Annotated in this window: 11 protein-coding genes; 5 read left to right on the forward strand and 6 right to left on the reverse strand. The window is 73.3% G+C overall.

Annotation, left to right across the window (positions count from 1 at the left end; all coding sequences use genetic code 11):
* Both ACLBX8_RS29335 and ACLBX8_RS29340 read right to left on the reverse strand, forming a co-directional pair.
* Positions 1–361: AAA family ATPase (locus tag ACLBX8_RS29335; RefSeq protein WP_447716232.1), on the reverse strand; the 361-nt coding region annotated here is incomplete at its 3' end.
* Positions 362–616 carry a DUF6894 family protein gene (locus tag ACLBX8_RS29340; protein ID WP_020096048.1) on the reverse strand — a complete coding sequence of 85 codons (255 nt, stop codon included), beginning with the start codon at positions 614–616 and terminating at the stop codon, positions 362–364.
* A 226-nt stretch (positions 617–842) separates the two neighbouring features.
* Here ACLBX8_RS29340 and ACLBX8_RS29345 point away from each other — a divergent pair, with 226 nt between their 5' ends.
* The 5 genes from ACLBX8_RS29345 (at position 843) to ACLBX8_RS29365 (ending at position 9,565) form a co-directional block, all read left to right on the forward strand.
* A complete protein-coding gene (locus ACLBX8_RS29345) occupies positions 843–1,943 on the forward strand; it encodes an SMP-30/gluconolactonase/LRE family protein (protein ID WP_091683246.1) in 1,101 nt (366 codons plus the stop codon).
* A 163-nt stretch (positions 1,944–2,106) separates the two neighbouring features.
* On the forward strand, positions 2,107–2,463 hold the full coding sequence (locus tag ACLBX8_RS29350; RefSeq protein ID WP_091981479.1) for a hypothetical protein: 357 nt from the start codon (positions 2,107–2,109) through the stop codon (positions 2,461–2,463).
* Positions 2,464–2,725: 262 nt separating this feature from the next.
* A complete protein-coding gene (locus ACLBX8_RS29355) occupies positions 2,726–5,308 on the forward strand; it encodes a PAS domain-containing protein (RefSeq protein ID WP_447716233.1) in 2,583 nt (860 codons plus the stop codon).
* Between the two features lie 239 nt (positions 5,309–5,547).
* On the forward strand, positions 5,548–6,108 hold the full coding sequence (locus ACLBX8_RS29360) for a PAS domain-containing protein (RefSeq protein ID WP_331297618.1): 561 nt from the start codon (positions 5,548–5,550) through the stop codon (positions 6,106–6,108).
* Positions 6,089–9,565: a CheR family methyltransferase gene (locus ACLBX8_RS29365; protein WP_447716234.1), complete on the forward strand. Its 3,477-nt coding sequence runs from the start codon at positions 6,089–6,091 to the stop codon at positions 9,563–9,565. The genes ACLBX8_RS29360 and ACLBX8_RS29365 overlap by 20 nt, the downstream gene beginning before the upstream one ends.
* Before the next feature lie 201 nt (positions 9,566–9,766).
* Here the strand turns inward: ACLBX8_RS29365 and ACLBX8_RS29370 are convergent, their stop codons facing one another.
* The 4 genes from ACLBX8_RS29370 to ACLBX8_RS29385 form a co-directional block, all read right to left on the reverse strand.
* Entirely contained in the window at positions 9,767–10,183 is a 417-nt protein-coding gene (locus ACLBX8_RS29370) for a DUF1236 domain-containing protein (RefSeq protein ID WP_447700854.1), read from the reverse strand.
* A 44-nt stretch (positions 10,184–10,227) separates the two neighbouring features.
* On the reverse strand, positions 10,228–10,458 hold the full coding sequence (locus ACLBX8_RS29375; protein ID WP_020096055.1) for a hypothetical protein: 231 nt from the start codon (positions 10,456–10,458) through the stop codon (positions 10,228–10,230).
* A 166-nt stretch (positions 10,459–10,624) separates the two neighbouring features.
* Positions 10,625–12,037 carry an amidase gene (locus tag ACLBX8_RS29380; protein WP_447700853.1) on the reverse strand — a complete coding sequence of 471 codons (1,413 nt, stop codon included), beginning with the start codon at positions 12,035–12,037 and terminating at the stop codon, positions 10,625–10,627.
* Positions 12,018–12,950, reverse strand: a complete 933-nt coding sequence (locus tag ACLBX8_RS29385) for a DUF1028 domain-containing protein (protein ID WP_447700852.1) — start codon at positions 12,948–12,950, stop codon at positions 12,018–12,020. Before ACLBX8_RS29385 ends, ACLBX8_RS29380 begins: the two co-directional genes overlap by 20 nt.
* Positions 12,951–13,075: the final 125 nt, after the last annotated feature.

The following is a 13,075-nucleotide window of genomic DNA, read 5'->3' on the forward strand; positions in this document are numbered from 1 at the left end:
CCGGGTTGAGCCGGTGGATCTCGTCGATGAACAGGACGTCGCGCTCCTCCAGGTTGGTGAGCTGGGCGGCCAGATCCCCGGCCTTGGCGATCACCGGCCCGGAGGTCGAGCGGAAGTTCACGCCGAGCTCGCGCGCCACGATCTGGGCGAGCGTGGTCTTGCCGAGCCCGGGCGGCCCGACGAACAGCACGTGGTCGAGCGCCTGCCCGGTCTTCCTCGCCGCCTCGATGAACACCTGCATGTTCGCCCGCGCCGCGCGCTGACCGATGAACTCGGCAAGGCTCAGGGGGCGGATCGTCTGATCCGGCTCCGCGGCCGCGGCACCGGACCCCTGCGCGACCGTCCTGATCGGCGTCGCCATTCAGGCCGCCCTGGCGCGACCCGACGCCTTCTCGAAGGGCTGCACGAAGGGCTGCACCAGGACCCGCCGGCCCGAGAGGTCGTGCACGCTCACCCGCCACTCGGCCCAGTCGGTGCGGTTGGCCAGCGAGCGCCGCACGTCGGAGGCGACCTTGCGGGCGCGGTCGACGAGGCGCGCCGTCGCGCGGACCTCGGTGCCGCGGGCGTCGAACACGCATTCGAGGCCGTTGGTGCAGTGGAACCGGTACTTGGCCATCCCTCGCTCCTCCTCGGCCACCCCGCGCGGCGCTCACCCTGTGTTCACTATATGTTCTGTTCTCGGCCGGATCCAGCCCCGGCGAAGCGTCGCAGGCGTCCCCGGAACGGACCCGCGCCGGACCCGCGCCGGCCTCACGACTGCGGCCGATGGGACCGGACCGGAACACCGCGCGCCCCGCGGGCTTACCGGGCGAGACGCCTCACCGCCGGACCGGGAACCCACCATGCGCGCCACGCTCCTCGCCCTCCTGCTGGCCGCCGGCCTCGGCGCACCCGGCCGCGCCGCCGAGGCGCCGGCCGGGTCCGACGCCCTGAAGCCGATGGTGGAGTCGAACGACCTCGTCTTCAACGGCATCACCCGGTCCGCGGACGGCCGGCTGTTCTCGCCGTTCCAGCGGCAGAGCCAGGACAAGGGGATCGAGCTCGGCGAGTGGCGGGACGGCAAGGCGGTCCCGTACCCCGACGCGGCCTGGAACGCCTGGAAGACGGGCGACGACCCGGCCAAGGCCTTCGTGGCGGTCAACGCCATCCGGATCGGCCCGGACGGGGACCTCTGGGTGGTCGACAAGGGCGCGCCCGGCATGGGCGCGGCGCCGCTGCCGGGCGGCCCGAAGCTCGTGCAGATCGACCTCGCCACGAACGCCGTGCGCAGGGTCTACCCGCTGCAGGCGGCGACCACCGAGAAGAGCTTCATCGACGATTTCCGGTTCAACGGCGGCCACATCTACCTGACGGATGCCGGCCAGCCCGGGCTGATCGTCCTCGACCGCGAGACCGGCGGCCTCCGGCGGGTGCTCGACGGACACTGGTCGACGATCGCGCAGCGCCCGCTGACCGGCCAGGGCCGGGTGCTCCGGGACGACAAGGACAAGCTGCTCTTCATCCACGCCGACCAGCTGGAAGTCTCGCCGGACGGCAAGACCTTCTACTACCAAGCGTGCACCGGGCCGCTCTACAGCATCGAGACCCGGTACCTCGACGACGCGGCCGTGAGCGACGACGAGCGCGCCCGGCACGTGAAGCTCCACGCCGCCACGGTGGCGACGGGGGGCACCGCCATCGACGCTGGCGGCACCATCTACGCGAGCGACACGGACGGCCTGCGGATCCTCAAGATCGCGCCGGACGGGACCGTGAGCACGCTGGTGCAGGACCCGCGGCTCGTCTGGGTCGACGCGATGTGGATCGACGAGCAGGGCGGCCTGTGGATCCCGGCGGCGCAGATGAACCGCACGCCGGCGATGAGCGGCGGCGCGGCCTCGACGGTCAAGTTCCCGACGACGATCTACCGGATGCAGATCGACGCCGAGCCGCTGCGCAACTGAGGATGGATCGGCCCGGTCCCAGGGGGGCCTAGCGTCGGGCGCGCCGCGGCTGACGGAGAACCCGGATCCCGGGTTACAAGTTGGATCGAGGCGGGTGCCGGGCCCGGGACCCTGTATCGGGATCCGGCACCGAGGCCCGGCACGAGGAGAGGATGGACCGACCATGCGCAGGATGCAGTCGTCGCGGTGGGCCGGCGCCTTCCTGGCTGCCGGCCTGATCGTCGCGTTCGCCCCGCCGGCGCGGGCCGACGCCGCCCTGGTCCTGCGGGAGACCCGGCTGCACACGCCGCCGGACTCGCACGAGCCGCAGCGGGCGATGGTCAACCTGCGCAACACCGGCCCGGACCTCGCGACGAACGTGACCGTGCTCTGCACCTTCACGGGGGCCGGCGGGACGGTGCTCGACACGCAGCAGGCCTCGGTGCCGGAGGTCGTGAGCCTCGCCGACGTGCAGGCCGAGACGATCTACTACGGCTGGCCCCGCGCGAGCAGCGCCACCTGCCGCCTCGCCGAGCCGTAGCCGGCGGCCCCCGTCGCCCCGGGCGGGCGCGCCCGCCGGTCTCGCCGGCGAGCCGGCCGACGCAGCCTTAGCGGTTTCCGCGCGTTATGGTCCGGTCCCGTGGCGTCCCAGGTCCGTTTCCGGCAGAAGGCGCCCACGCCCCGCCCCTCTGTCGCAGCGCCAGCCCCGTGCCCGTATCCCCCGCCCTCCCGATTTCGGCGATCCGCCCCGACCGCCCCGCGCGGCCGGCGGGGGAGTCCATCGCGACGCACGGGCGCTGAGCGTGGACGAGACGGGGACCGAGGCGCTCCTGCGGCGCGCCCGCGCGCTGGAGGCGGAGGCCGCCGGGCTCCGGGCGCGGGCGGCCGCCACCGGCGCTGAGGCGGACGCCCCGACGCTCCCGCAGCCCCCCGCCGACCTGTCCGGGGCCGGCCTCGCCCTCCGGGAGGCCGAGGCGCGCCTGCTGCGGGCGCAGGAGGCCGGCGGGATCGGCCTGTTCACCGTGGGGGTCGCGGACGGGCTCCTGCACCCGACCCCGCAATTCTGCCGGCTCTACGGCCTGCCGGAGCGCGACACCTACCCGGCCGAGCTGGTCGAGGCGCTGATCCTGCCGGAGGACCAAGCCCTCGTCTCGACGGCGGCGAGCCGGAGCCGCGGCGACGCCCCGCGGGACGTCGCCTACCGGATCCGGCGGCCGGATACCGGCGAGATCCGCTGGATCGCCCGGCAGGGGGAGATCGAGCGCGACGCCGCGGGGCGGCCGGTGCGGTTCTCCGGGGTCGCGCGCGACATCACCGAGCAGCGCGAGGCCCGCGACGCCCTGCGCGCCGGCGAGGAGCGCTACCGGACGCTGTTCGAGGCCATCGACGACGGCTTCTGCATCATCGAGTTCTTCGACGGCCCGCACGGCCCGCTCAGCGACTACGTCCACGTCGAGGCCAATCCCGGCTACGAGCGCCACACCGGCATCGCCGGCATCGTCGGGCGGACGCTGCGCGACCTCGTGTCGGCCGAGGACGCGGAGGCCTGGCTCGAGCTCTACGGCGGCGTGCTCCGCACCGGGATCCCGATCCGGTTCGAGCGCTTCTTCGCCCAGGCCGACCGCTTCATCGACGTCTCGGCCGCCCGGATCGGGCCGGCGAGCCGGCGCCAGGTCTCGGTGCTGTTCCGGGACATCACCGCGCGCCGGCAGGCGGAGGACGCCCTGCGCGCCAGCGAGGCGCTCGCCCGGACCAACATCGAGCGCGTGCAGCTCGCCCTCGCGGCCGGCGCCATCATCGGCACGTGGCACTGGGACCTGCCGAGCGACCGGTTCACGGTCGACGAGGGCTTCGCCCGCAGCTTCGGCCTCGACCCGGCGCTGGGCCGGGACGGCATCCCGCTCGCCCAGATCGTCGCGACCGTGCATCCGGACGACCAGCCCGGGCTGGCCGCGGCCATCAACGCGGCCATGGCCCGGGGCGGCGCCTACGCGCACCAGTACCGGGTCCGCCGGGCGGACGGGCGCTACTACTGGCTGGAGGCCAACGGCCGCGTCGACCACGCGCCCGACGGCACGCCCCTGAGCTTCCCCGGGGTCCTGATCGACGTGGACGAGCGCCGCGCCGTCGAGGCGGAGCGGGACCGCGTCGCCGCGGCGCTGCGCAGCCTCAACGAGACCCTGGAGCAGCGGGTCGCCGAGCGGACGGCCGAGCTGATGCGCGCCGAGGAGGCCCTGCGCCAGTCGCAGAAGATGGAGGCGGTCGGCCAGCTCACCGGCGGGCTCGCCCACGACTTCAACAACATGCTGGCTGGCATCGTCGGCTCGCTGGAATTGATGCAGACCCGGATGCTGCAGGGGCGGGTCGGCGACCTCGACCGCTACATCGGCGCGGCGCAGGGCGCGGCCAAGCGCGCCGCCGCCCTGACCCACCGCCTGCTGGCCTTCTCGCGCCGCCAGACCCTCGACCCGAAGCCGACGGACGCGAACCGCCTGGTCGAGGGCATGATGGAGCTCGTGCGCCGGACGGTCGGCCCGTCGGTGGCGATCGAGTCGGTGGGGGCCGGCGGCCTGTGGCCGACGCTGGTCGATCCGAGCCAGCTCGAGAACGCGCTGCTCAACCTGTGCATCAACGCCCGGGACGCGATGCCGGCGGGCGGGCGCATCGTCATCGAGACCGCCAACCGCTGGCTCGACCACCGGGCCGCCCAGGAGCGCGAACTGGAGCCGGGGCAGTACGTCACGCTCTGCGTCTCGGACAACGGCACCGGCATGACCCCCGACGTGGTCGCCAAGGCCTTCGACCCGTTCTTCACCACCAAGCCGATCGGCGAGGGCACCGGCCTCGGCCTGTCGATGATCTACGGCTTCGCCAAGCAGTCCGGGGGGCAGGTCCGGATCTACTCGGAGGTCGGCCAGGGCACGATGGTCTGCCTCTACCTGCCCCGCCATCTCGGCGAGGCGGAGGCCGAGGTGATCCTGCCGGACCTCGCCCACGCGCCCCGCGCCGAGCAGGGCGAGACGGTCCTGGTGGTGGACGACGAGCCGACCGTGCGGATGCTGGTCACCGAGGTGCTGGAGGATCTCGGCTACGCGGCGATCGAGGCGGCGGACGGCGCCTCGGGGCTGAAGGTGCTCCAGTCGGACGTGCGCGTCGACATGCTCATCACCGATGTCGGCCTGCCCGGCGGCATGAACGGCCGCCAGATGGCCGATGCCGGCCGCCAGCACCGCCCGGACCTGAAGGTCCTGTTCATCACCGGCTACGCCGAGAACGCCGCCCTCAACCACGGCCATCTCGGCCCCGGCATGCAGGTGATGACGAAGCCCTTCGCCCTGGAGGCGCTCGCGACCCGCATCCGCGGCATCATCGGCGGCGAGGGCTGAGATCCGGACGGCCCCGGGCGGGCGGTGCCCCCGGGGCACACGGCGTCGCAGGCCCGCGCGGAACGGGTTCGCCGGCCCGGGCGTCATTGCCATACCGCGGCGGCGCGCCCATGAGGGCGTCCTCGCGGGCACCATCGCGGGCACCATCGCGGGCATCCTCGGCACGGCGCCCGTCGGGCGGGCGGCCCCGGGAGCGGACCGGCGTGACCGCGCCGAACGGAGGCGACAGGGAAGCTACCGTGGACACGCAGACCATCCCGGCCGAACTCACGACCTTCTTCGAGAAATCCCACATCGCCCTGGCGCTGGCCGCGGCGGGCGACGACAACGTCCTGCTCCTGGTGAACGAGCGGTTCCACCAGCTCACCGGCTACACGGGCGCGGAGGTCGTCGGGCGCAATTGCCGCCTCCTCCAGCGCGACGCCGACAACCGGGAGGCGCGGGCCAAGATCCACGCCTTCCTGGAGAACGACCGTCAGGACACGGTGCGCACGCCGATCGTGAATTTCCGCAAGGACGGGAAGCCCTTCGTCAACCTGCTGTACATGTCCAAACTGAAGGCGCTCTCGGGCGAGGTGCGCTTTCTTTTCGCATCCCAATTCGACGTCAGCCGCTCGCAACCCGAGCTGCTTTCCGCCTACGATACCGAACTCGGCCGGACCCTGTCCCGGCTGACCCCGACGCTTGCGGAGAGTGGGCTCGTCATCGAGGGCTCGCTGATGACGATCGCCAACACGGTCGCCACGGTCGCGCAGGCCAAGCTCACCCTCGCGGATCTCGATGCACCAGGATTTCCTTAACGCCCCCGGAGGCGAGGCCTCGGAGGTCCTGGACGGCGCCGGCACGGTGACCGCCCCGCCCTTCGCCGGGCCCGTCGTGGGCATCGGCGCCTCGGCGGGGGGGCTCGAGGCCCTGCGGGAGATGCTGGCGCGCGCCCGGCCGCCGACCGGCATGGCCTTCGTCATCGTCCAGCACCTCGACCCCAACCACGAGAGCATGCTGGCGCAGCTCCTCGACCGGCAGACCGAGCTGGAGGTGCTCCAGTGCGAGGGCGGGGAGCGGATCGCGGGCGACAAGGTCTACATCATCCCGCCGGGGCGCGGCCTCGTCATCCAGAACGGCGTCCTCGAACTCACCCACTTCGTCCAGCCGCGGGGCCTGCGCCGGCCCATCGACGACTTCTTCCTGTCGCTCGCGGTCGACCAGCAGGCCAACGCCGCCTGCGTGATCCTGTCGGGCACGGGGGCCGACGGCACGACCGGCCTGCGGGCCATCAAGGAGCACGGCGGCGTCTGCGTGGTGCAGCAGCCCGACACCGCCCGCTACGACGGCATGCCGCTCTCGGCGGTCGGGACCAGCCTCGTCGACTTCGTGCGGCCGCCGGGCGAGATCGTGGACTGCCTCACGAGCTTCTTCCGCCGCCGCGGCACCGACGGCGTCGACGACGAGGCCCGCCTCGTCGCGGACCACATCGACGACCTCTGCCGGGTCATCCGCGCGGCGGTGGGCCACGACTTCTCCGGCTACAAGCGGACCACCCTGGTCCGGCGGGTCGAGCGGCGCATGCACGTCCTCGGGCTCGAGTCCGGCCGGGCCTATCTGGGCCGCGTCCGGGCCGACAAGGCCGAGTGCGAGGCGCTGTTCCGCGACCTCCTCATCAACGTCACCCGCTTCTTCCGCGACGCCGAGCTGTTCGAGCTCCTCCGGGAGCGGGTGGTGGAGCCCCTGCTGCGCACCCGCGACCCCGAGGAGGACATCCGGGTCTGGATCCCGGGCTGCTCCAGCGGCGAGGAGGCCTACAGCATCGCCATGCTGTTCGCCGACGCCGCCCGCCGCCTCGGCGTGCCGCTGGCGGTCCAGATCTTCGCCACCGACATCGACGAGCGCATGCTCCAGATCGCCCGGGAGGCGACCTACCCGGCCGCCGCGCTCGCCGACATCCCGGCCCATCTGCGGGAGCGCTACGTCGTCCTCCACGCCGAGCGCTTCACCGTCGCGGCCGAGATCCGCGACCTGATCCGCTTCTCCAGCCACAGCCTGGTCAAGGACCCGCCCTTCTCGCGGGTCGACCTCCTGTCCTGCCGCAACCTGCTGATCTACTTCGACGAGCGCCTCCAGCAATCGGTGGTGCCGCTGTTCCACTACGCGGTCCGGCCGGGGGGCTACCTGTTCCTCGGCCCCTCGGAGAGCGTCAGCCGCTTCGAGCACCTCTTCCCCGTCATCGACCAGCACGCCCGCCTGTTCGAGCGGCCGCCGGGCGCGCCGCAATACCCGATCGACCTGCCCGGGAGCGCGCGCCGGGGCGAGGTCCGGCGCGGCGGCCGCGAGGAGCGCCGCGGCGAGCCCTCGATCGCCGACGAGACCGTGGCGGTGCGCCGCGTCATGGAGCGCTACGCCCCGCCCAGCATGGTGCTCAACGAGGATGGCGGCATCATCGCCGCCTACGGGCGCCTGAGCCGCTACTTCGACTTCCCGGTGACCCGGACCGGCGGCACCAGCGCGATCACCCTCGCGCGCCCGGGCCTGCGCGACGTCATCGGCCCACTGCTCCGCCAGACCCGCGACGCCCGCAAGCGCGTGGTCGTGCGCGACGTGGAGATCCGCTCGGAATACGGCGTCCAGCCGGTGGAGCTGATCTGCGATCCCCTGCCCGACGGCTCGATGCTCCTGGTCCTGCGCGACACCGGCGCCTTCCGGGCGGCGGACGACCTCGACCTGATCGAGATGGATGCCGGCGGCGACCACGTCGAGGCGCTGGAAGAGGAGCTGCTGCGCACGCGCTACAAGCTGCGCTCGGCGGTCGAGGAGCTGGAGACGACGAACGAGGAGCTGAAGAGCTCCAACGAAGAAATGATGTCGATGAACGAGGAGCTCCAGTCGACGAACGAGGAGCTCTCCACGGTCAACGACGAGCTGAAGACCAAGGTCGAGCAGCTCACCATCGCCAATGCCGACCTGCGCAACTTCTTCGAATCCACCGACCTCGCCGTCGTGGTGCTCGACCGCGAGCTGAAGGTGCGCAGCTTCACCACGTCGGCCACCGCGATCTTCCCGCTGCAGCCGGGCGATCGCGGCCGCCCCCTCGCCGACGTGTCGAGCCGGCTCGCCGGGCACGAGTACCTGCACGATGCCCAGGAGGTCTGCGCCGGCGGCTCGGTGATCCAGCGGCGCGTCGCCACCCGGGACGGGGAGCGCACGCTCTCGCTGCGCGTCCTGCCCTACCGCCTGCAGAACGGCAGCGTCGACGGCGCCACGCTGGTGCTCACCGACATCACCGAGGCGCTGTCGCTGGAGCGCCAGCTCGCCGCGGAGCGCGAGCGGCTGGAGCTGGCCGTGAAGGCCGGGGGCATCGGCGTCTGGGAGTACAGCCCCGATGCCGGGACCGTCGTGGTCGACAGCATTGCCGGCACGATGTTCGGCCTCGCTCCCGACACCCCGCACCCCACCGCCTCCCTGGCGGCCAGCGTGCTGCCCGAGGACCGTCCCGGTTTCGAGGCGGCGCTCGCCCAGGCGGCGCACGGGCTAAACGAGTTCGAAGCGCGCATCCGCGTGCGCGCCGCCGACCACGCGCCGCGGCACATCCGCAGCTACGGGCGCCTGACCCGGAGCGGCGACCGGAAGCGGATCGTCGGCGTCTGCATCGACGTGTCGCCCGAATACGCGCTCGCCGAGACCCGCGACCTGATGCTGCGGGAGATGAACCACCGGGTGAAGAACCTGTTCGCGATCATCGGCGGCATGATCTCGGCGGGCGCCCGCACGCACCGGGAGATCGGCGTCTTCGCCACCGACATGCGCGACCGCATCTCGGCGCTCGGGCGGGCGCATTCCCTGGCCGACCCGTCCGACGGCCAGGGCATGAGCGACCTCGCGGGCCTGATCGGCGCGACCCTGCGCCCGTACCGCGACCACGTCCCCACGGTGATCGAGGGCCCCCTCGTGGCGATCAACTGGCGGCACGTGTCGTCGCTGGCGATGATCCTGCACGAGTGGGCGACGAACTCGGTGAAGTACGGCGCGCTCGGGGCCGACGACGGCGCGCTGTCGGTCACCTGGGACCGGCAGGAGGCGGGACTCGTCCTGGACTGGTGCGAGCGGATGGCCCGTGTCCCGGAGCCGAGGCCCGGACGAGGTTTCGGGACGATGCTGGTGGAGATGTCCCTGCGCCAGCTCGAAGCGACCGTGACGCGCAGCCACGACGCCGCCGAGTACCGGATCACGCTGCATCTGCCCGAGGCGGCACTCCTGCGGAGCTGACGCGCGCTCAGGGATATCCGTGCGTCGGCCGTCCTTGCGAGCGCAGCGAAGCAATCCAGTCGGCGCCACGCTTGCCGATGCTGCGCGACCCTGGATTGCTTCGCTGCGCTCGCAAAGACGGCGAGGTCTCCCGATCCTTCACTGCGGTTCGGGAGGCGTCACGATGCCGGAAGGCGCCGGACGAACCGGCGCCCCGCCCCCTCAGTCGATGACTTCGACGATGCGGTGCCCGCGATCGACCAGGACGGGCTGGTCGTTCACGATGGTGTAGCGGTAGCCCGGCCGCACCCGGTACTCGGTGGGCACGTCGTAGTAGGTGACGCTGTCCTCCGGCAGCACGGTGCCGACCCGGACCGGGCCGCCCCAGCTGTACGAGCGCACGCCGCGGTCGCGGACGTAGCTGCGGAACCGCGGGCGGTCGTCGACGCCCAGGATGCCGCCCACCGTGCCGGTCGCCGCGCCGACCGCGCCGCCGACGATGCCGCCGACCGGGCCGGCCGCGTCGGCGCCGACCGCCGCACCCTCGGCCGCGCCCCGCAGGGTGCCCTGCGCCTGGGCGGCCACCGGGAGGGCGAGGAGGCCGGCCGTCGCCAGCGACAGAAGAAGCTTGTTGGTCATGCTGAGATCTCCAGGGTCGTCAGGGCGCGGCTGTCCGCCGAGGATCAGTTGCAGCCTTCCTTGTGGACGGTCTTGGAGTTGCCCATGCCGTCCTCCTTGTGGACGGTCTTCGAACCGCAATCGACGCTGCCGGTGGTGACCTCGCGCTTCTCGACGACGGTGTCGCGGTGGTCGACGACGGCGGGCCCGTCGCGGCGGATGACGGTGGTCTCCTCGGCGCTCGCCGCGCCGCACAGGGCCGCGAACAGGGCGCCCGAGAGAATGATGGTCCGCATGGTTGGCCTCCTGACTTCAATCGAAGCCAGCAACGGCAGCGGCGGAGAAAGGGTTCCGCGCGCATTGATCGGTAGATCACACGGATATTCGCGATACCGCACGGTATTGGTTGCGTACAATCGACCGCCCCGGTCCCGCACAGCTTCGCGGGACCGGGGCGGCGCCTCAGCCGGCCAGGGGCGGCACCCGGGACCACCACGCGTGCGCCTGCTCGTACTGGTGGGCGACGCGCAGGATCTCGGCCTCGGCGAAGGGCCGGGCGGCGATCTGGAGGCTGATCGGCAGGCCGCGCCGGTCGAAGCCGCAGGGCAGCGCGATGGCGGGCAGGCCCGCGAGGTTGAACGGGTAGGTCAGGCGCCAGGAGGCCGCCAGCACGCTCTCCGCGCGCCCGCCGAGCGTCACCGCGGACTCGTCCGTCCGCCACGCGGTCAGCGGCGAGGCCGGGCCGACGATCACGTCGGCCTCGGCCAGGACGGCGGCCATCTCGTCCATGATCAGGGCCCGCACCTGCTCGGCCCGCAGGTAGTCCGGCCCGGTCACGAAGCGGCCCATCTCCACGAGGTCGCGGACGTCGGCGGCGAAGCCCGCCACGTGGCCCCGGGCGAGGCTGCGGTCGTGGTAGGCGGTCGAGGAGGCGAGCTCGATGGCGTAGATGGCGCCGAGGCCGTGGCGCAGGGACGGCACCGCGACGTCGCGCACCGCGCAGCCCCGGTCTTCGAGGAAGCGGAGCGCCGCCTCGACGCCGGCGGCGACGTCGTCGTCGATTGCGTCGAAGAAGTGGTTGCGGATCACCGCGACCCGCAGGCCCCGGATCGGCCGGTCGAGCCCGGCCGTGTAGTCGGGGACCGGGGCCGCGCTGGCCGCGGGATCGCCGGGATCCGGGCCGGCGAGCGCCTGCAGCATCAGGGCGGAATCGGCCACCGTCAGGGTCAGCGGCCCGGCATGGTCGAGGGACCAGGAATGCGGCACGATCCCCGACCGGCCGACCCGGCCGTAGGTCGGCTTGAGGCCGACGATCCCGCACAGGGCGGCCGGGATCCGGATCGAGCCGCCCGTGTCCGAGCCGAGCGCGGCCGGGCAGAGGCGGGCCGCGACCGCCGCGCCCGAGCCGCCGCTGGAGCCGCCGGGCACCCGGTCGGGGTCCCAGGGGTTGCGCGTCGGCGGCGTGACCATGCCCCAGGCGAATTCGTGCATCCGCGTCTTGCCGAGGATCACCGCGCCGGCCGCCCGCAGCCGCGCCACGGCGTGGCTGTCGGCCGCCGGGAAGGTCAGGGCCTCCACCGCCGTGCCGGCCCGGGTCGGCATGTCGGCGGTGGTGTAGTTGTCCTTGACGGCGATCGGGATGCCGTGGAGCGGGCCGCGCGGCCCCGTCCGGGCGATCTCGGCATCGGCCGCGCGCGCGGCGTCGAGGGCCGCGGGCGCGAGGTGGACGACGCTGTTCAGGGCGCCGTCGAGGCGCGCGATCCGGTCGAGGCTGGCGCCGACGAGCTCGGCGCTCGACAGCTCCCGCGCCGCGATCCGCCGCGCGAGCTCGGTGATCGGGGCTTGCCAGAGGGGGTCAGTCGCGGCGGTCGTCATGGGGCACCCGGCGGTAGGGGAGCGTCGGATCGAACACGACCGGCGGGTGGATGTCCGCGAGGTCGAGGTCGCGGAGCCGCGCGATCTCGGCGAGCACCGGCGCGAACTGGGCCAGCAGGTGCGCGACCCGCCGGGGCTCCTGGCGTAGGCCGACGACGTCGCGCAGGAGGTCGGGGGCTGCATCCCCGGCGGCGCCCGGCCGCTCGGCGGGGGGCCTGAGCAGCATCGCCACGACGTCGTCCGGCAGGGCGCCGGCCGGGCCGTCCTTCCGCGGCATGCCGGCCACGAACGGCACGAGCTGACGGCGGGCGACCAGGAGAACGCGGCGCAGCTCGGCCACGGGCTCGGCGTGCTCGTCGACCCGCAGGTCGAGGTGCAGGTAATCCTCGCCGGCGACGATCTTGAGCGCCGCCGACTGCTTGCCGCGCCGGTCGCCGCCGGCCGCGTCGCCGGCCTCCAGGGCGCGCATCAGCCGCTCGTCGAGATCCTGGGCGGCGCTCCCCTCGAAGGCCTCCGCCATGGCGTCGACCACGCCCGGCCCGGCGAGCATGTTGCCCTGCGCGGCGTAGCCGGCCCCGGTGCGGTGACCGGCCGCCGGCGTGCAGCCGGCGCCGGTCCAGGCGGCGGCCCGCCCCTGCCGGTCGACGAGGCCGAGCTGGCGCAGGTCCGGCCGGTCGTCGGTGGCGAGGGCAGCCGCCAGCGCGGCGTCGGGATCCTGGCCGCCGGCCAGCCCGTCGAGGATGCGGGCGGCGAGGTAGGGATTCACCCAGGACTGGGTGGTGACGGCCCCGATCCCGGCCCTGAGGAACGGGCACAGGCCGCCCACCGCCGGGACGGCGCTCGCCACCGCGACGCCGAGCTGGCCGGTCCGCGGGCAGCGGGCGGCGATCGAGAAGGTGTTGAGTTCTCTCATGCGCTTACGGCTTCCTCCTCCCTGCTCCCGATCCACCGCCGTCTTTGCGAGCGCAGCGAAGCAATCCAGCAGCGCCCCGTCCGGGAGCGTGGCGCGACCCTGGGTCGCTTCGCTGCGCTCGCGAT

It is taken from the genome of Methylobacterium sp. D48H (assembly GCF_053345715.1).